Source organism: Paraliobacillus sp. X-1268 (genome assembly GCF_003426095.1).
Classification (GTDB): Bacteria; Bacillota; Bacilli; order Bacillales; family Amphibacillaceae; genus Paraliobacillus_A; species Paraliobacillus_A zengyii.
Map to the genome: position 1 here is coordinate 37,801 of NZ_QJSK01000003.1, position 20,419 is coordinate 58,219.

Sequence of the window (20,419 nt, forward strand, 5' to 3'; positions counted from 1 at the left end):
ATACCATTATAATTTGACTATCTTTGACTTTCAAGTATTTTGCTTCATTATTTTAAAAAATATAATAATAAAAAAGAAGAGGATCTCGATCCTCTTCTTACAACACACACACTATAATGATTTTTCCTCACGTTTACGTAATTCAATACGTCTGATTTTTCCTGATGATGTCTTTGGTAACTCATCTATAAATTCAATCTTTCTTGGATATTTATATGGTGCAGTCATTTTTTTCACATGATCCTGCAACGTTTTTACTAATTTATCATCATTCTTATCAATATTATCTTGAAGTACAATATAAGCTTTTACAACATTACCACGAATTTCATCCGGGCTAGCAACTACCGCGCATTCTTTTACTGCATTATGTTTTACTAATGCGTCTTCAACTTCAAAGGGTCCAATTGTATATCCGGAGCTAACAATAATGTCATCACTACGGCCTTCGAACCAAAAATAACCTTCCTCGTCCATTGTTGCTTGATCACCTGTAACAAAATAATTACCTCGATGCGCTTTTTTCGTACGTTCTTCATCTTTATAATAACCTTTAAATAAAGCAGGTGTATCCAATGGTATTGCGATATCACCAACTTCACCAACCGGTACTTGGTTACATTCTTCATCGATTAATACCACTTCATTACCTGGTGTAGGTTTACCCATTGAACCAGCTTTTACCTTCATTCCTTTTAGAAAACCTAATAGTAAAGTACTTTCTGTTTGACCGTAACCATCTCGAACAGTTATATCAAAATGACGTTCGAATGTATCAATTACTTCGCGATTCAGCGGTTCACCTGCCGAAACTGCACTGTGCAGCTTCGGTAACTTATAATCAGACAGGTTATCTACTTTTGCCATTAACCGATATTCTGTTGGGGTACAACATAGTGCATTTATCTCTTGATCTTGCAGTAATTGTAAATACTTTTTCGGATCGAATTTTCCGTCGTATATAAAACCCGTTGCTCCTGAACCTAGTACAGACAGCAATGGACTCCATACCCATTTCTGCCAGCCAGGGGCAGCCGTAGCCCAAACTTTATCCCCTTCCTTAATGCTGAGCCAATTAGCTGGAGCAGTACGTAAGTGTGCATATCCCCATGCGTGCGTATGCATAACACCTTTTGGATTTCCGGTTGTACCAGACGTATATGGTAAAAAGGCAATGTCATCACTTTTACTATCTACTATTTCTAATTGATTGGAAGCCAACTCTTTTTCTTTCTCAATAAATGTCCATTCGGATACCTCTGCACCAACAGTGAATTTTTTCAAAGTAGTCAATTGTTCGATTTCTTTAAATTGTTCAGCAAATGGATAATAACTTACTATACCTTTTGCTTCTCCGTGTGTGATACGGTATTGTAAATCTTTTGTTCGCAACATTTCTGAACTAGGAATCAGAATAATACCTGTTTTTAAAGCAGCTAAATAGACTTCATATGTATCAACTAAACGGGGCATCATCACTAGAATTTTATCCCCTTTTTGCAAACCATTTTCTAAAAATATGTTTCCAATTTTATTAGCATTTTCTAATAGTTTTTTATAGGTGATTTTCTTTTCCTGACCTTGATCATCCTGCCAAATTAGTGCAATACGCTCGGGATCTTGTGCGTATTTCTCCATTTCCATTGCAATATTATAATATTCTGGGGCTATTAATTCTTGTTTATTCATATGTCACCCTTCTTTTTTAGTAGTAGGTACTAATTACATGTCATTATATCAGTAATTAACAATTGAGCAAAGGAATTTACTTAAACTTCCTTATCTGCTACGTCAGCAAACGATCTTGCTGGGGGCGAGTAATTGTAATGCACCCCAAATGGATTCCCTTTCCGTGAGCACAGTCTCAAGCTTTCTTCTAATAAGCAAAGGTCTCTTTCCGAGTGGATCCTCAACTTGTGGGATTGCGATTACTCATCCCATCGAAAACATTTGCTATTCCCACAGGAGTGTCATCCATTTGCTTCCTTCGCTGGTCTCTAATTTTACAAATGATATCAGTTACATGCTAATTTCATAAAACAAGATTTAAAACAGTTCATTTTTATGTGCAGACTTATACTCTCTGTTAGTGATGGAAAGATGAATATTAGCGTATCAAGTGAAATTGGCGACACTCCTGCAGGAACAGCGCGGGCTGAAGATCCACTCGGAACGTTCTTTGTTTCCGAGTTAGCTGAAGCCGTGCCTGCGGAAAGGGAGTCAATTTTACTTGAGAAGCGGTTCAGGTAATTCTGTTGTGTCGCAGTTGATGGTAAATTCAAAGCAAGGAACGGTATTTCGAATTTCATGAAAAATTATTCATGATCAAGAATCTTTTAGAAAATAGTCTAAATCAAAAGTTTCTATAACTTTTACACAGCTATCTGATCAGGGAATATGTTATGATGGAATTAGAATTAAAGGAGGGCGTTCACATGTATATTGAATTACAGTCCAATAAAAAAACAATAAATGTTACAGTTAAACAATTATACCTTTATAAGCAAAGTAAAGTCATGGAAGCATTTGATGAACATAATAATTACTATTACCTCGTTTTTTATAAAGATACTTACATGAATGGCATGAAAACAGATCATATAAAATTAAACTCTCATATACATCAAGCATTTACGTCAGGAATAAGAATAGATGCTGAACACCCTATCATCCACCATCTCACAAAAAATGAAAAACTCCCACTCATACGTTTTAATCAATTATATAAAAAAGTTCAACAAGACTATTCACCAATTGAAACAGCCTTAATCTTTACATTTTTTGATTCTTTCACTGCTGAAGGATCAGCTACACAGTTGCTAAAGAAAACATTCTATGATTTTCGCCGAAACGGTAAAATGCTTAAGGCTTTTCAAGTATTAAAACTATTGGCAGCACATGACCAAAAGAACCAATTTGCCAAAGATATGCTTGAAAATATGCAATTCCAACGTTATGCAACCCAATACCAAGACTATGAACAATTAGTAAAGATTGACCCCCTATATTTAGAGTCTTCTTGTTTTACCAACTTGGAAAATAAGATAGCATTGCATTATTTATTGATGCTTCTCCACACAGAAAATCGGTGGATTGATACCCTGATTATTCGCACACACTTATTAAAAAATAAGTTTGAAGAAATGCAATGGAACGCTCTTGAGCAATCATTGAAAACATTCACTATCAATGAACAAATTACGCTTCTATTTGATATATATCAATCAAGTCAACATGCAGATATTGAAAAAGCATTAACAAATAAATTAATTGGATCTTCTCACCACAATGATCTTGTTGTCTTTATCATGGAACACAATTATCAACCACAAGAGAATCAATTAGATCAAATTGTTGATCATTTAACACAAGCAGATCCTAAAGTAATATCTAGCTATTTTAATCATTCCAATCAGCAACTCGTTCAATTAAGTAAACATCTTACAGCAAAACAAATCGAGACACTTATTACGCCTTTTATAAAAACCTTTTTGGAGGATTATAGTATTTCAGAAGTTCGCAAATGGTTTACTCCATTTCATGAAGTTGAGCATCACTTCTCAATTGAACAAACTTTAACTAAAATGAACAATTTACAAGATGATCCTGATAACCAATTTCTTCTTGGAGAATTATACATAAAATTTAATCAATTTGAGAAGGCAATCGACTGTTTTAAGTGGGAAATTGAGTTAAGCCCGAATAGTACACAGGCTATTCAAGCCTTAGCTAATTTATATAAGCAATTAGGCAATCATACAGAGGCAAAGACTTATCAAAACCTACTTATTCAAACGCAAAAATATGGTTAAAGCCAATTTCATATCCAAAAAAGAAGGTGGCCAACTAGATAATATGTTGGCTACCTTTAATAATTTGTTCCACTTACACCTGCCTCTACTTTAAGTCTTCAAATGATTCTCATATGATATACTACTAATAATTATACAATTCAAATTTAGGTAGGTGCTAACATGAAAAAAAACTATTATGCCATTATAGATATTGGTTCTAACACGATGCGTTTAGTTATTTATGTACAAGAAAAAGCAGGAAGGCTTCGTGAAGTTGAAAATGTTAAAGCCGTCGCCCGTCTTCGTAACCATCTAGATCAAGATGAGAACTTAGCTCCTGAGGGCTCAGATATTCTTATCCATACCCTACAAAACTTTCGAGATGTATTAAAAACATATGATTTAACCAATTTCGTTTGTGTGGCTACAGCAACCATCCGTCAAGCCAAAAACCAATATACATTAAAGAAGTTAGTTAAAGACCACCTTAATTGGGAAATGCGTATTTTATCTGAACAAGAAGAAGCATTCTACGGTTATCTAGCGGTAGTTAATTCAACATCTATCAAAGAAGGTATTACGATAGATATTGGTGGTGGAAGTACGGAGGTTACGTATTTTAAAGATCGTCAGCTCATCCATGCTCATAGTTTTCCTTTTGGGGCATTAACCCTTCGAACTTTTTTTGAGAAAGAAGGCTCTCCTGAATCAAATCTTAAGGATTTAAGGGAATACTTATTCCATCAATTTAAATCATTGGACTGGCTTACTCGAAAAGCCATCCCATTAATTGGAATAGGCGGTAGTGCACGAAACTTAGTACAAATTGATCAGAATCAAAAAGCCTATCCATTAGCTGGTTTACATCAATATAAAATGGATTATAGTGATATCGTTGGCATTAGTAACTATTTATCATCTCTTTCGTTAAAGAAATTACAAAAAGTTGAAGGGTTATCAAAGGATCGCTCAGACATTATTTTGCCAGCAATCGAGGCCTTCCATTGTTTATATATTACCATGGAAGCTGAATGTTTTGTATTGAGTAGAAAAGGATTACGTGATGGCATTTTTTATGAACTATTAGCTCCTAAAAACGATGATATTTTATTTCCTAATGTATTAGAAGACAGTATTCAGGAATTAATGAATGATTATAACCTAAACCCTGAGAATATCTCGCATGTACAATATTTAACTAAGTCATTATTCGATAAAATTAAAGAAACAGGTATAGTTTCCCTTTCCAACCAAGATTGGAAACTAATAAAAAGAGCCAGCCAAGTATTTAATTTAGGTGATTACATTGATTCTGAATCAAGTGCCGAGCATACTTTTTATCTTTTAGCAAATCGTACTATTGATGGATTAATGCATGTTGATCGTCTGAAAATTGCTCTGATTGCTTCTTTTAAAAACAAAACTGTCTTTAAACAATTCATACGACCTTATAAGAATTGGTTCTTAAAACAAGAACGGAAAAAGATGAAATTATTAGGTTCGTTATTAAAATTCACTTCTTCCCTTGATGCAACAAAAAGACAAGTTATAACAGATCTAGATTTAGTTATTAAAGAAGATGTTATCCACCTAACCTTTTATTGCGATAAAAACTGGATGCCTGAAGCATATCAAAGTGAGAAGCAAAAAAAACATTTGGAAAAATCTCTGCACAAATTAATTGAAATTCACTTCATCTCTAACTAAAAATGAATAAGCATCTTTTTTCATCATATGCTTAGTAGTAAACTTTACAAAAACTTTACGTCGATATCTCTCTTAATTCTTTCTTTTTTGTTAAGATAAAAGGGAGATGATCTACAAAGGATGATGAAGAATGATACTAACCGACTATCAACAAAAACTGGATAATCCAGCTTACTATAATAATCGGGAATTAAGCTGGTTATCCTTTAATGAAAGAGTTCTTCAAGAAGCTTCCGACAGTACCAATCCGTTGCTAGAACGATTTCGCTTTCTTGCTATATTTGCTTCCAATCTAGATGAATTTTTCATGGTTAGGGTTGCCGGGTTAAAAGACCAGGTTAAAGCTGGTTTCAATAAAAAAGACAATAAATCTGGATTATCACCCAAGAGACAGTTGGATCAAATTGCCGAAAAAAACCATGTGCTTGTATCTGAACAATATAATATATATCAATCTTTACAGTTGCAATTAAATAAGGAAGACATTGCAATAGTATCTGTTGATTCACTCTCCTATCAACAAGAAGAGACATTAGAACGCTATTTTGAAGAGAATATATTTCCAGTCTTAACGCCAATGGCTATAGACGCTTATCATCCATTTCCAATGCTACTTAATAAGTCAATTAATATTGCAGTAGTTTTAGAAGCAGAAGATAACACCGATTCAATTGACGATGACGTGACAACTACTAAATCAGCAATTGTACAAGTACCTGCATTATTAGATCGATTCATTCAAGTAGATGATAACGATCATTACGTTTTATTAGAAGAAGTTATTTCTTACTTTATTTATAAATTTTTCAAAGGGTATCATGTTCGATCAAAAACCATCTTTCGTATCACAAGAAATGCTGATATGACTATCCATGAAGAAGGTGCGCGTGATTTATTAAAAGAGATTGAGAAAGAACTAAAAAAAAGAAAATGGGGAGCTGCTGTTCGTTTAGAAGTAAAAGAAGGTGCCTATGATCAACAGGTTGTGAATTTTTTATTAGATGTGCTGGAAATACACAAAAAAGACTTATATGTTATATCTGGTCCTTTAGATCTAAGCTTTCTCTTTCAATTTTATAATAAATTGGCAACAGAATATGAACCCCTTGTTTACCAGAAATTGATACCACAACCATCACAGGATATTGATAGCGATGAAAGTATCTTTGATGCAGCTAAACGGAAGGATATTTTTCTACACCATCCATACGAATCTTTTGAGGCTGTTGTGGAGTTACTTCGTGATGCGTCAATTGATTCTGATGTACTCGCTATTAAACAAACCTTATATCGTGTTAGCGGTGACTCACCGATTATTAAAGCATTAAAACAAGCTGCGGAAAACGGGAAGCAAGTAACCGTCTTAGTTGAACTAAAAGCGCGATTTGATGAAGAGAAAAACGTACAGTGGGCAAAAGAACTTGAAAAAGCTGGCTGTCATGTTATTTATGGGATGAGCTCTCTAAAAACACATAGTAAAATCACACTGATTGTACGGAAATATGAGGGTAGAATAGAAAGATTTGTTCATTTAGGAACTGGTAATTATAATGATCAAACTGCTGCATTTTATACAGATATGTCGTTAATTACAACCAAACGTAAATTTGGAATTGATGCTACTAATTTTTTCAATTACCTTAGTGGCTTTACCCATAAACCACATTTTCATCATTTGTCAATGGCACCATACACAATTAGAGAAGACTTTATTCGTTATATTAATCAAGAAATTAGTTTTCATCGTAAAAGAGAAAATGGCCACATCATGCTTAAAATGAATTCATTAACTGATAAACCCTTAATCACGAAATTATATGAGGCTTCTCAAGCAGGGGTTAAAATTGATTTAATCATTCGTGGAATTTGTTGTTTAAAGCCTGGTATCCAAGGTGTTAGTGAAAACATTCGAGTACGTAGCATTGTTGGTCGCTTTTTAGAGCATAGTCGCATATATTATTTCCACAGTGATGGAGATGAAAGAATACTACTATCATCTGCCGATATGATGACAAGGAATATGATTAAACGCGTAGAATTAATGTTTCCAATTTATGATACATCGATTAAAGAACGGATAAAGAACATTCTTGATATTTCCTTACAAGACAATCTTAAATCACGTGAACAAGCTTCTGATGGTAACTACTATTATGTGAAAGCAAATATTGATGAAGCTGACTGTAACAGTCAAATGCTTCTTTATGATATGGCCTATCAAGTAATGGACGATGAAGAATAAGTAAAAAGACTAACCAAGTATGTATTGCTTCCAATAAATTGGACTGCAGTACTAAACGGTTAGTCTTTTTACGTCACACATTTTTACATGCTAATTAATTCTTTTGGTATGGTGTTTTTTAATACTAAATCATCTAAACTTTTAAACGTGTATCCCTGCTTGTGAAGATCTTCGATAAAGTATTGTAATGCTTCAGCATTATCTTCTGACACAGTGTGCAATAAAATAATTGCCCCTGGGTGAATCTGATCCATTACTTGTTGATACGATTTTTCCCAGCCCTTTTGTTGATCTGTTTGCCAATCAACAAAAGCTAACGACCAAAATACATTTATATAACCAAATTCATTTGTCCATTTAATTGTTTCTGGATTAAAGATACCTTTAGGTGGACGAACATATTGTAAATCCTTTTGATCTGTAATTAGACCTACTGCCTCATCTAAAGTCGCTAATTCTTGTTTCATTTTTTCCTTTGATATCGTCGTGAAGTCGGAATGATGATTGGAGTGATTACCAATAATATGACCATCAGTATCCATTCGCTTCACTAAATCAGGTTGACTTCTAACATAATGACCAGTCACAAAAAAAGTTGCTGGAACATCTTCTTTTTTTAGTACATCTAATATGGACTCTGTATATCCAGCTTCATAACCATTATCAAATGTCAGGTAGACAACTTTATCACCAGACTTATCTAGATAGTAGCCACCATTATTCTCTAATATTTGCCCATAACTACCAACTTCTGGAGGGTTATGATTGGTTCCTTTTTTATAGCCCCAGCCATAACTTGAACCCTCTGCGATAGTTGGCATTAAAGTAACCATTAAAACTAACGAAAAACTAAGTAACATAATTATTTTTTTCATAGCAATCACCCTGTTTTTTCTTTTAGTTTGTCAAGAAACCAAGTGATTTATACAAATTCTATAAAACCATTGCAGCTATCCATCCAAAAATAAATAACGGAATATTAAAGTGAATAAAAGTTGGAACGCATGTATCCCAAATATGATGGTGTTTTCCGTCCGCATTAAGTCCAGAAGTAGGACCTAGTGTACTGTCGCTTGCAGGAGAACCAGCATCACCCAAAGCACCCGCTGTTCCAATTAATGCTGCAGTTGCCATCGGCGAAAAACCTGTCGCAATACATATTGGTACATATAATGCAGCAAGAATTGGTATTGTTCCAAATGATGAACCTATCCCCATTGTAATCAGTAGACCAACTAATAATAAAACCACTGCAATAAGCGCTTTATTATCACCTAAAAGATCTGAAGATACTTCAACCAAAGCAATTACAGCTCCAGTCTCACTCAAAACATGACCAAATCCTGAAGCGATTAACATAACAAAAGCAATTGTACCCATCATCGTAATACCCTCTGTCATGATAAAATCGCCTTTTTTAAACGGCACGACTAAGAAAGCAAACATTAGAATCAAACCAGTTAGAGCACCAATAATTAAATTGTCTGTTACAAGTTGCATAACTAATGCACCAATAATTGCAATAATTGTTAGCCAATGTTTACCGTTAAATGTTACTACTGGATCCAATTCATCTTCTTTACTATTTAATGATTGATTATCAGCTTTTTTAGGTTTGCGATATGTAATAAAGACAGCAATCAATAAACCAACAATCATTCCAGAACCAGGAATTAATAAAGCTAACGCAATCTCATTTGTTGAAATATCTACTCCGTTATTTGCCATTCCCTTTAATATAGTTTCATGGAATAGTAAACCAAATCCTGCTGGAATCATTACATATGGAGCCTTTAATCCGAATGTTAAAGCCGTTGCTACTGCTCGTCGATCCAAATCCATTTGATCAAATAATTTTAATAATGGCGGAATTAAAATTGGAATAAAAGCGATATGAACAGGTACAAGATTTTGCGATAAAGAAGCAATTCCAGCAATTACAAGGACAAGCATTGTTCTCTTTCCTGTTAAAACGCGAATTAAATACCGAACTAATAAATGCGTTATACCTGTGTAACTAATTGCTGCAGCAAAAGCCCCCAACAGAATATAACTTAAGGCCGCACTAGATTGACCACCCATTCCCTCAACAAGTAAAGTTATCGACTCAACTAAATTCAGTCCAGCCATTAAACCAGCAATTAAACCTGCTGTAAGAATTGCAATAATAACATGTACACGTGCTAAACTTAATATAATCATAACTAACACAGAAATAACTACTACCCAAGTCATGTTTATCCTCTCCCTAAGTTTTATCGATATAGCAATTTACTATGATAAAGGATCGATCAAAAAAAAGCAATCCTTCATTAAAAGGATTGCTGCCTGTTAGGTTAACTCTTTTTCCATCTCTTCAATCATATTAATTAAGCGATCAATATCTTCAATTGATGTCTTACTTGGATCTAGATTATCTAATTGATCTGAAAATGTTTGTAACTGTAATTTTAATTGTGTAATCTTGTCTTGTTGATTCATAATATAACTCCTCATATATTCATTTACTCTTTTCATACTACGAAAAAAAGAAACACATGTCCAATTCATGCTATAATAGTATCGAATTCTGTAATTGGAGGTAACGACATTGGATCTAGATAACATCTTAGTATTTCTAAATAATGTTTTAGAAAGTGATATAGCCCAAGTCATAATTGGTGGCTTCTTATTATTAGTTATTGTTTTTGTTTTACGTAAAATAATACGTTCCTTTTTCCAACGCACGCGATTTGTTGATGATAAAAAGGAAAAAACCATTGAATCGATGTTAAATTCGATTATAAAATATATCGCTACAATTGGATACATTTTCTACGTCCTGACTATTTTTGGATTTAATCCAGCAAGCATGCTTGCTGGTGCTGGGGTACTTGGTATTGTGATTGGTTTTGGCGCACAAAGTTTAGTCAAGGATTTATTAGCTGGTATCTTCATGCTCTATGAAAAGCAACTACAGCAAGGGGATTGGATTAAGGTTAACAATACTTATGAAGGTCTTGTTGAAGAAATTGGATTTCGGGTAGTCAAAGTACGCCAATGGTCGGGTATATTGGTGACAATTAGTAATGGACAAGTAGAAACTATTGAAAACTTTAATGTAAATAAAATGCGTGTAATAGAAAGTGTAACGATCAGTTTTTATGAAGATCCAAAGAAGATTTTTACAATCCTAGAAGATATATGTATAAGGTTAAATGTTGAACTAGCCGATTATCTAAAAAAGGATCTCACAGGGAGTCCTGTAGAGCCTTTTACTCTCTTTGGGCTTGGTTCTTTAAATGACCAGAATCATGGCTACCAATATACTATCACTGGATTATGTCACGATCTAGCTTATTTTGCCGCTGCAAAAGAAACACGAAAAATCATTGCACAAACAATGTATGATAATCAAATTCAAATGGCTGAACAACATGTTCATGTAAATTCGAATAAAAACTAGTTTATAACAAAAAAGGTTTCTGCATATGCAGAAACCTTTTTTTATTTCAATTCAAAAGAAAATGAAACATGATCTTGAATCGGAATCCAAGCACCAATTCCTTGTTTTGTCACGTTTTTTACAACTATTTTCTTCTTTGAACCTTTTAGTTCTATATATACCTCACCAAAAGTAACTTCCCCTTTTTCACTGAGCGCTGGTGCAAATGCATTTAAATAACCAATCTTTTTAACCGGAACTGCATACGTATTTGCCTTTTTTGTATCTTTTCCAAATATAGTGTGAAAGGAGAGTGGTAATGCAATATTTTTTTTAGCTTCAAGTAGCATCATTTTTTTAATTTGATCAGGTCTATCTATTTTTGCAGTTAGTGCGCCTTTTACATCTGATTTTCCCAGTTGATTGTAACTCATTGTTTTTTGTGCATCACCGGAAATGTTATTCATTTCGTTTGTATTGATTTTTTGGTATTCCCAATTCACATTTGTTTCATCTGACTTATAATTTAAAGGCCAATGTCCTAAAAATATACTGCCACGATAACCAAGTGCAAATGGTGAGGTTTTTATCGTTGTTTCGTTTAGCATCTTAATCAGATCTGGATTATCTATCGGTATATCTGACTCGTTTATCATTTCTTCAACAAATTCACTCGGTTCCAAAGTTACTTCATCTTCAGTTGAATTCGGGTACGTATTCTCCTTTGATATTGTTAAAACATAATTTGGAATTTCTAATTTGTTCTCCTCATTAGATTTAGAGTCTTTCGCATCGCTACTAAAAGGAAAACTAAAAACAATTAATAGTGTCATGTAAATTACCAACTTATTTCTCATACTTTCAATTCCTTCCCTAAACATTTAGGGATAGTATTTTTCTTAATTAACTAAAATATACACTAGATGGTTTTTTGACCATTATCTAAATAGGTAGCCATACGATTTGCTGTTGGCTCAAATAACTGAATAGCAGGACCAACACCAAATAATATAATAAATGTTCCAACACCGATAGGACCACCAATTAAAAATGCGATAACAAGAGCAGTAGCCTCTGTCAACGTTTTAGCAACCATTGTACTTAAATGAAACCTCTTCTTCAACGCGACCATGAAACCATCAACTGGATTCAGAGAAAATTTTGGTTGTAAATAGATAGACACTCCAAATCCTAATACAGATATACCTATAAGTAGCAGAAATAATTGTTCTATTAGACCAGAGAAATTCCATGACTCCATTACAATCAATAACCAGAAGTCAATCATCAATCCTATCACTAATATTGTAATAATCGCAAAGTAATCAGGTCGTTCTCTCACAATCCAAGCGTTTACTAGCATTAAAAGCAAACCAATAATAATTACCCAACTTCCTACCGTTAAACCAATTACACTAGATAATCCTACATTTAACGCATCCCAAGCCCCAGCTCCTAGATCTGCCTTTATCGTCATCGAGATACCAAAAGATAGAATAACTATACCAACTAAAAAAAAGATTGAACGAACTTTAAAGCTCTTCATTACTTCCTCGTCTCCCCATCAATTACTTTTTTTATAATACTTCTTATGTAAAAAAGAGCCTATCCAAAATGAAATGAATAGGCTCTTTCAGTTTATATGCTTAATTCGATCGATTCAATACTTTCTTCAATTTCAATGCTTGATTCAACTGAACGAATCATGGAACATTTCTTTCTAGCTACAGCTAAATGCTTATATAACTTATCATCACTCAGATTTTTCCCTTTAATAACATAATGTATGTTTATTTTTTCAATACGATCTGTTTCCTCTGGATTACTAGTGATTTCAGTACGAATAAATATATCATCTACTTTTACCCTTTGTTCTTCTAAAACTTTCATAAATACAGATGCACTATTACCAGCAATTGACGCTACCATCAATTCGGAAGGTTGAAATCCAAAATCTTCATCGCTTGAAATATTTAACATACCATAAGGGAGATTGACCCTCATTCCAGCTTCCTTATATTGAAATTCCATCTATACCACTCCTTTATTACTATGGTATTAGTCTGTTCCCTTTTTAAATTACTATTACACAGTATTTTAGCAATTAACTTCAAATTGACCTTTGACATAAAAAGCTTTAAATTATAATTATCGTGTTTTTTTTACATAATTTATTCAGATGAGATCGGAGGTACGAAGAATTGGTGTCATCTAAGGTACGTTTTGGGATTTTAATTAGTTTTGTTACAATTTCCGGATTCTCACAAGGTATGTTATTACCCTTACTTGCGATTATTTTAGAACAAAACGGGGTATCATCTTTGGTAAATGGTTTACATGCTACAGGCCTTTATATTGGTGTTTTACTTGCATCACCATTCATGGAGAAACCTTTACAAAAACTAGGGTATAAACCAATTATATTAATTGGTGGATTTTTAGTAGTAGCATCACTGGCTTTCTTTCCAATTTGGCAAGCACTATGGTTCTGGTTCATTCTACGTTTATTAGTTGGAATTGGTGATCACATGTTACACTTTGCAACACAAACGTGGATTACCTCGACTGCACCACCTGAGCGTCGTGGTAGAATAATTGCCTATTATGGGTTGTTTTTTAGTCTAGGCTTCTCACTAGGTCCGACCATGACAAGATTGCTCACCATTCACGAGAGCCTTCCTTTTATTGTTGCAGCAACACTTTGTTTTATCGTCTGGTCATTAATGTTTTTCGTTCGAAATGAATTTGTAAATACAAATGATGGGATTGAAACAGTTGAAATGAAGTCCTCCATTGGACGTTTTATCAAGACTGGTAAAATTGCTTGGGTTGCTTTATTAGCTCCCTTTGCCTATGGAATTTTAGAGGCAAGCTTACACGGTATTTTCCCTATCTATGGATTACGAATTGGACATGATGTCAATCTAATTTCTCTCGTTATCCCCTTCTTTTCATTAGCTAGTTTAATTACTCAAATTCCTTTAGGAATAGCTAGTGATAAAATAGGTAGAAAACGAATGCTACTTTTAGTAATCACTTGTGGCATCCTCATTTTCTTTATTGGTGCACTATTAGAAGACTCGGTTGTATGGATATTTGTCACGTTTGCAGGTGCTGGCATGTTCCTTGGTTCACTCTATTCACTTGGAGTCTCCTATATGGCTGATTTACTACCTAAAGCCTTATTACCCGCAGGGAATATTATGTGTGGTATTGCTTTTAGTTTAGGAAGTATTACCGGTCCGTTTCTCGGTGGAAAGTTTATTGAATTATTTCCTAATACATCGTTTTTTTATGTTATTATAGCTTTATTATTAATTGTAATGCTAGCCATTGCATCAAAAAAAGAGACAGTTGACGTTATGCGCGCATCATAACAGTAACTGTCTCTTTTTCTTACAATTTATTAATCCAAAATCTATTTACATCTTGTTTGGTTGGCATACCTGCTTGTGCACCAAATTTGGTTACAGCTAATCCAGAAACCGTGTTTGCTAAAAGAACGGACTGTCTGATTGTCCATCTTTTCGAAATACCATAAGCTAATCCTGCATTAAAGGCATCACCTGCACCTGTAGTGTCACGGACTTCACCTAGTTGCTTTGCAGCAATTTTTATTACATTTTCACCATCCCAATAAGCGCAACCCTTTTCACCTAATGTAACAATTAGCTCCGTGGTATGTTTTCGATTCCATTGTTTAAATATTGTTTCAAGGTCTTCATTTGCGTTATCTAATAAAACAGCTAGTTCACTTTGATTTGGTGTAATATAGTCAATATACCTCAACAAATCTTCGGTCAATTCTTGTGCAGGTGCAGGATTAACGATCGTAGTAACATTATTCTTTTTGGCTAATTGCAGTGCATATTTCACTGTTTCTAATGGTATCTCAAACTGCATAAGTAAAACATCCGCGCTTGCAATGACAGCCTCTACCTCATCTACATAAGCTGTTGTACAAGCAGTATTTGCACCTGGAACAACAATAATACTGTTATCTTTAGGTGTATGTATAATAGTCGCAATTCCTGTAGCAGTACCATTTACTTGCTTAATATGTTGACGATCGATCGTCAACTGATGTAACTGTTGCATTATTTTCTCACCAAAAATATCATCACCAATTACACCAAGCATTTTTATATCTGCATCTAACTGTTTTAATCCTATAGCTTGGTTTGCACCTTTTCCTCCAGGTACATAACGAACACTTTCACCGAGAACTGTTTCTCCAACTTCTGGTTTCCGTGCTGCTGATACCACAATATCCATATTTAAACTACCTAAAACAACCACACGTTCTCCCATTATTTACACCGCTTTCTTTTAAGCTAACTCTAGTTTACAAAACGGCTGTACTTTTTTTCAAGCTTTTCCTGGAAAATTGAAATTAGAATGCATAAAGGCCAATAGATTAAAGCCACTACAATATACATGGTTAGCGTATCAAATGTTCTCCCACCAGCGATTTGCGCTTTTTGAAATAACTCTGGTACGGTAATAACGGCTGCTAGTGATGTTGCTTTCACTAAATCTAAGAAAATATTTGTTAACGGAGGAATAGCAATTCGGGCTGCTTGTGGTAAGATAATACCTCTTAGTGTCTTTCCATAAGATAAACCGAGCGTTAAAGCCGCTTCCCATTGACCGTCATCTACGCTATTTAGGGCAGAGCGATTTATTTCAGCGATATATGCTGCGCTATTTAAACCAAATCCAAGCACCGCTGCTTGATATGCTGTGAATTCCAATCCAATTTCTGGTAGACCAAAATACAAGATAAATAAAAACACAAGGATGGGTGTACCACGCATAAATGAAATATAGACTCTAGATGGATATCGTAAAAACTTTCGCTTTGAACTCCTACCTAATGCAAGAAACAACCCTAAGACTAAACCAAGTGCCATCCCTAAGAAAGAGACAGCAATTGTCATTGGTAGACCACTTAAAATGAACAGAAAATTGGCGATCGCTGATTCAACATCAAAAATCTTCGTTATGAAATTCATTTAGCTACTCCTTTACAAATCAAGACCTTCAATTTCTTCAATTTCACCTTCTGGTTTTTGAGAGGCATCTTCTCCATAGAACTCAGTTGCTAATTCGGTTAACGTTCCATCTTCACGCATTTCTGCTAAAACTTCATTAATCTTTTCTTGCAATGTTGTTGCTTCTAATGACATTATAACAGCCTGTTCAGTCGGATGGAATTTTAAATTTGGATGTAGCATGATATCAAATTCAGGAAAGGCACCTACACCAAACTTTGATAAATAATAATCATTAACAATTACATCTGTTCTTCCATTATTAACATCTCTTAAGTACGCTTCATTTGGAGCATTTCCATATGTGACAACTTCAGCACCAAAGTGCTCTGCAATTTGGCTGTAGATTGTTGTTGCTCCACCACCTGCTTTTTTACCTTCTAAATCTTCTAAGCTGTTAATTCCAGAATAATCATCTTTTCTTACAACCATTGTTGAATAAGAATATTTGTATGGCTCTGAAAAGTTAAATTGTTCTTTGCGCGTATCTGTAGCTTCGATATCATTTACTGCAACATCAATACGACCACTATTAACAGCAGGTAACATGCTATCTATTCCCATAATTTCAAAAGTTACGTCCAAATCAAGTCGGTTCCCGATTTCTCTCATAACCTCAACATCATAGCCTGTTAATACATCCTCTGACTCTTCGGGGTAATAAGATGCAGCAATTAAAGTACCAGATGTTCCAGCGACAATTTCACCTTTTTCTTGAATTTCATCCCAAATAGCCGTTGATTCAGATGGAACACTTTCTGATGTATCTTCATCACCATTTGAAAGTCCACATGCGGTAAGGGTCATTAAACCCATTATCATTATTAACAAAAACCACTTTTTAAACATAAACATACCTCACTTTTTATTGTTATAATTATTTCCTGATTAAAAATATAACAGTTTATTCCCACTATTACAATAATTATTCTTTCTGTTATAAAAAAATATTCCGTCTGTACTATACGTAATTAGTTTTTAGATTCCGTTTAAATAAAGAAGAGCTGACTAATCAGCTCTTCTCTCCTCTTCTTCGTTTTAATATTGCATTAATCTCTCCACCAGTAATAATAATAACCCCTGAAATAAAGAACCAAATCATTAAAACAATAACACCACCAAGACTACCGTATGCAGCTGAATAATTTCCTATTGTACTTACATAGTACGAGAACCCTAAAGAAACCATTTGCCAACCTATAGTTGCGAATAACGCTCCAATTACAGCATCTTTTATATGAATACGTTTATTAGGTGCTAACATATATAAAGCTAAAAACACAATAAAGAAAACCATTGAAGAGATAATCCATCTCAAGGCATCCCAAACTTCTAGGAATCCACCTGATATCCCAACAAACGAAAATACATATACTCCTATCGCCTTACCAAATATCGGTAATAGAAAAGCAACAATAATAACTAACAACATTGCCAACAATAAAACAATCGCTATCAGACGCGAGACAATAAATGAACGGTTTTCTTCCACATCATAAGCTTTATTAAAAGCATTCATTATAGCATTGGTTCCATTTGAAGCAGACCATAACGTACCAATAATACCAATAGACAACAAACCACCATTTCTTTGATTAACGATCTGTTCGATATTATCTTCAATAAGTTCAAAAGTTCCAGCAGGTAGATACGTTGCCATAAAGTTTAGTATATCCTGGTAATCTAATGGTAAATAACCTATTAAGGTAACTAAAAATATCAAAAACGGAAATAAAGATAATAAAAAGAAATATGCTAACTGTGCGGATAGGCCAATAACATCATCATCATTAAATCGTTTGAATAATTGTTTTGCGAATGTGATTATATTTTGCACATTATCCCCACCATCTATTTTACTGATTTATTTTCTGTTTCCTCCAGCGTTTCTTGAACTTTGTTAATTAGTTTGATTGTCGTATTCATACCATCTAAAAGTGTATTTGTAGCAGATTCACATTGCATTCGCAAATTACCCATATAAACTGATGGATGATTTAGATAATAAAATGTTTTATTTTTTGTTTTCTTTAGTCCAGTTATCACTTCTTTTCGTGTAGTACGGTCTAATAAAGTTATTGATCCTCCTACAATCGCACCTAACAACATACCTTTATACATTAATCCTTTTGCCATTTATAACGCCCCTTTTATTTGTTTTTCTTGTTTAATTGCTTTTAACAAAGCCTCACAACCACTTTCTACTAACTGATATGTGTAATCAAATTTCTTCGTGAAATATGGATCTGGTACATTTCTTTCCTTTGCCGCATCAACATAGTCCATTAACTTGGCAACTTTAACTCCCTCAGCATTCTTCTTTATTTCTTCCAAGTCATGAATATTCTGCTCATCCATCGCAATAATATAATCAAATTCTTGCCAATCAGCTTCAGAAACCTGTCTAGCTTTCATTCCATGATAAGAAATTTGCTTTTCATCCAACATTTTTCTTGTCCCCTCATGTGGTGGTAGCCCAACATGCCATGCACCGATTCCTGCTGAATCTATTATAAATTGGTTGGCCAGTCCTTCTTTTTCAACTAAATCACGAAAAAAAGCTTCCGCCATTGGCGACCTGCAAATGTTTCCTAAACAAACAAATAAAACCTTTATCATTTTTATATACCACCAATCGATTAGATTTACTCCTATTATACGCAACTATATCGTTTTTTTAAAATTTTACCTAATTATAGAAGAAAGTTTAATTCGACAAAAATACCTATTGACTTTCGTTCTAAAATTTCAGAAAATTTAAACAGTAAAGAAAAGGAGGAAAATAATTTGCTATTAGATACAATCAATCAAATCAGCGGTTGGGTTTGGGGGCCACCCTTACTTATCCTATTAGTCGGAACAGGTATTTATTTAACGTTTCGCTTAGGATTTTTGCAAATAAGGGCATTACCTTATGCATTAAAGTTAGCTTTCTCTCCTTCAAAGAATAAAGATGAGAAGGGTGACATTAGTCACTATCAGGCGTTGTCAACTGCAATGGCCGCTACGATCGGAACTGGTAATATTGTTGGTGTAGCAACTGCAATTGTACTCGGTGGACCAGGAGCAGTATTTTGGATGTGGATCACTGCTGTATTTGGTATGACAACCAAGTATGCCGAAGCACTCTTGGCAGTAAAATATCGGACCACCAACAGTAAAGGCGAAATGTCAGGCGGACCAATGTATTACCTTGAACACGGATTGAAAATGAAATGGCTAGGTGTTTTATTTGCTATTTTTGGATCAATTGCCGCTTTTGGAATTGGCAACATGGTGCAGGCTCAATCTGTTGCTAGCGCTGTAGAAACAACATTCAATATGCCAACTTGGGTAACTGGAATCATTCTTGTAGCTCTTACTAGTTTAGTTATATTAGGTGGCATTAAAAGTATTGGTCGAGTTACCGCATTTTTTGTACCTATTATGGCACTTTTCTATGTAATTGGTGGACTAATTATTATGATCTTAAATTTCGAACTAATTCCCAGTGCTTTTCAAGTTATCTTTAATGATGCATTCACAGGAAGTGCGCTAGGTGGTGGTATTTTAGGTTCAGTTATACGTTATGGTGTTGCACGTGGTGTATTCTCAAACGAAGCAGGTCTTGGATCAGCACCCATTGCGGCTGCGGCAGCAAAAACAGACTATCCTGGACGCCAAGCACTTGTATCGATGACACAGGTGTTCATAGATACTATTATTGTTTGTACTATTACAGGTGTAACAATTGTGATGGGAGACCTCTATATGACTGGCTTAGAAGGTGGTGACTTAACTTCTGCATCTTTTGAAGCATTTCTAGGTTCTGCAGGTGGCTATATTGTTACAATTGGTATAATATTTTTTGCTTTTTCTACTCTTGTAGGATGGTCCTACTATGGCGAAAAATGTTTTAGCTATTTGTTTAACGATAATGCTATTACTTATTATCGGATAGCATTTATCGTCTTTGTATTTGTCGGATCAATTGCTAGCTTAGATGTGGTTTTTGGTATTGCAGATATAATGAATGGATTAATGGCATTCCCTAACTTGATTGGATTGCTTGGATTATCTGGAGTTGTTATAGCAGAAACAAAACATTTCTTAAAAATTATCAAGGAAGAGAAAAGAACCAAAAAACAAACAGTAAATATGTAATTAAACAAATCCCTCATCCTACTAGTAGGATGAGGGATTTGTTTAATCTAAGATA

Annotated in this window: 20 protein-coding genes; 7 read left to right on the forward strand and 13 right to left on the reverse strand. The window is 34.3% G+C overall.

Annotated elements, in window-relative coordinates:
- Positions 1-111: 111 nt before the first annotated feature.
- Positions 112-1,689: an acyl-CoA synthetase MbcS gene (gene mbcS / locus D2K62_RS06440; RefSeq protein WP_117149068.1), complete on the reverse strand. Its 1,578-nt coding sequence runs from the start codon at positions 1,687-1,689 to the stop codon at positions 112-114.
- A gap of 375 nt (positions 1,690-2,064) precedes the next feature.
- Between mbcS and D2K62_RS18890 the strand changes: the two genes are divergently transcribed.
- The 4 genes from D2K62_RS18890 to D2K62_RS06455 all read left to right on the forward strand — a co-directional run bounded on the left by D2K62_RS18890 (position 2,065) and on the right by D2K62_RS06455 (position 7,743).
- On the forward strand, positions 2,065-2,250 hold the full coding sequence (locus D2K62_RS18890; protein WP_198671276.1) for a hypothetical protein: 186 nt from the start codon (positions 2,065-2,067) through the stop codon (positions 2,248-2,250).
- Positions 2,251-2,435: 185 nt separating this feature from the next.
- Complete coding sequence (locus tag D2K62_RS06445; RefSeq protein ID WP_157967344.1) at positions 2,436-3,812, forward strand: hypothetical protein; 1,377 nt, start codon at positions 2,436-2,438, stop codon at positions 3,810-3,812.
- A 162-nt stretch (positions 3,813-3,974) separates the two neighbouring features.
- Positions 3,975-5,501, forward strand: coding sequence for a Ppx/GppA family phosphatase (locus D2K62_RS06450; protein WP_112179934.1), 1,527 nt, complete (start codon positions 3,975-3,977; stop codon positions 5,499-5,501).
- A gap of 130 nt (positions 5,502-5,631) precedes the next feature.
- Positions 5,632-7,743, forward strand: coding sequence for an RNA degradosome polyphosphate kinase (locus D2K62_RS06455; RefSeq protein WP_112179933.1), 2,112 nt, complete (start codon positions 5,632-5,634; stop codon positions 7,741-7,743).
- 83 nt (positions 7,744-7,826) lie between these two features.
- Here D2K62_RS06455 and pdaA read toward each other — a convergent pair whose 3' ends face one another.
- The 3 genes from pdaA to D2K62_RS18895 all read right to left on the reverse strand — a co-directional run bounded on the left by pdaA (position 7,827) and on the right by D2K62_RS18895 (position 10,224).
- Positions 7,827-8,618, reverse strand: coding sequence for a delta-lactam-biosynthetic de-N-acetylase (gene pdaA / locus D2K62_RS06460; RefSeq protein ID WP_117161117.1), 792 nt, complete (start codon positions 8,616-8,618; stop codon positions 7,827-7,829).
- A 58-nt stretch (positions 8,619-8,676) separates the two neighbouring features.
- Positions 8,677-9,978, reverse strand: coding sequence for a Na+/H+ antiporter family protein (locus D2K62_RS06465; protein WP_117161118.1), 1,302 nt, complete (start codon positions 9,976-9,978; stop codon positions 8,677-8,679).
- 96 nt (positions 9,979-10,074) lie between these two features.
- Positions 10,075-10,224 (reverse strand): SE1561 family protein, encoded by a 150-nt coding sequence (locus tag D2K62_RS18895; RefSeq protein WP_198663142.1) that lies wholly within the window; start codon positions 10,222-10,224, stop codon positions 10,075-10,077.
- A gap of 109 nt (positions 10,225-10,333) precedes the next feature.
- Here D2K62_RS18895 and D2K62_RS06470 point away from each other — a divergent pair, with 109 nt between their 5' ends.
- Positions 10,334-11,188: a mechanosensitive ion channel family protein gene (locus D2K62_RS06470; RefSeq protein ID WP_232824162.1), complete on the forward strand. Its 855-nt coding sequence runs from the start codon at positions 10,334-10,336 to the stop codon at positions 11,186-11,188.
- A 41-nt stretch (positions 11,189-11,229) separates the two neighbouring features.
- Here the strand turns inward: D2K62_RS06470 and D2K62_RS06475 are convergent, their stop codons facing one another.
- The 3 genes from D2K62_RS06475 to D2K62_RS06485 form a co-directional block, all read right to left on the reverse strand.
- On the reverse strand, positions 11,230-12,024 hold the full coding sequence (locus D2K62_RS06475) for a YfkD famly protein (RefSeq protein WP_117149067.1): 795 nt from the start codon (positions 12,022-12,024) through the stop codon (positions 11,230-11,232).
- Between the two features lie 62 nt (positions 12,025-12,086).
- Positions 12,087-12,713, reverse strand: a complete 627-nt coding sequence (locus D2K62_RS06480; RefSeq protein ID WP_112179929.1) for a YczE/YyaS/YitT family protein — start codon at positions 12,711-12,713, stop codon at positions 12,087-12,089.
- Between the two features lie 92 nt (positions 12,714-12,805).
- On the reverse strand, positions 12,806-13,198 hold the full coding sequence (locus tag D2K62_RS06485; RefSeq protein ID WP_112179928.1) for an OsmC family protein: 393 nt from the start codon (positions 13,196-13,198) through the stop codon (positions 12,806-12,808).
- Positions 13,199-13,368: 170 nt separating this feature from the next.
- On the opposite strand from D2K62_RS06485, the gene D2K62_RS06490 reads away from it, so the two are divergent.
- On the forward strand, positions 13,369-14,544 hold the full coding sequence (locus D2K62_RS06490) for an MFS transporter (protein WP_117161119.1): 1,176 nt from the start codon (positions 13,369-13,371) through the stop codon (positions 14,542-14,544).
- Positions 14,545-14,563: 19 nt separating this feature from the next.
- On the opposite strand, the gene D2K62_RS06495 is transcribed toward D2K62_RS06490, so the two are convergent.
- From D2K62_RS06495 to D2K62_RS06520, 6 genes are all read right to left on the reverse strand, one after another.
- Positions 14,564-15,478 carry a ribokinase gene (locus D2K62_RS06495; RefSeq protein ID WP_117149066.1) on the reverse strand — a complete coding sequence of 305 codons (915 nt, stop codon included), beginning with the start codon at positions 15,476-15,478 and terminating at the stop codon, positions 14,564-14,566.
- Between the two features lie 29 nt (positions 15,479-15,507).
- Positions 15,508-16,182, reverse strand: a complete 675-nt coding sequence (locus D2K62_RS06500; RefSeq protein WP_112179925.1) for an amino acid ABC transporter permease — start codon at positions 16,180-16,182, stop codon at positions 15,508-15,510.
- 12 nt (positions 16,183-16,194) lie between these two features.
- Positions 16,195-17,070, reverse strand: a complete 876-nt coding sequence (locus D2K62_RS06505) for a transporter substrate-binding domain-containing protein (protein WP_112179924.1) — start codon at positions 17,068-17,070, stop codon at positions 16,195-16,197.
- A gap of 163 nt (positions 17,071-17,233) precedes the next feature.
- On the reverse strand, positions 17,234-18,058 hold the full coding sequence (locus D2K62_RS06510; RefSeq protein WP_112179923.1) for a YihY/virulence factor BrkB family protein: 825 nt from the start codon (positions 18,056-18,058) through the stop codon (positions 17,234-17,236).
- 14 nt (positions 18,059-18,072) lie between these two features.
- Positions 18,073-18,357, reverse strand: a complete 285-nt coding sequence (locus D2K62_RS06515; RefSeq protein ID WP_112179922.1) for a hypothetical protein — start codon at positions 18,355-18,357, stop codon at positions 18,073-18,075.
- Positions 18,358-18,840, reverse strand: coding sequence for a low molecular weight protein-tyrosine-phosphatase (locus tag D2K62_RS06520; protein ID WP_112179921.1), 483 nt, complete (start codon positions 18,838-18,840; stop codon positions 18,358-18,360).
- 168 nt (positions 18,841-19,008) lie between these two features.
- Here D2K62_RS06520 and D2K62_RS06525 point away from each other — a divergent pair, with 168 nt between their 5' ends.
- A complete protein-coding gene (locus D2K62_RS06525; RefSeq protein WP_112179920.1) occupies positions 19,009-20,364 on the forward strand; it encodes an alanine/glycine:cation symporter family protein in 1,356 nt (451 codons plus the stop codon).
- Positions 20,365-20,419: the final 55 nt, after the last annotated feature.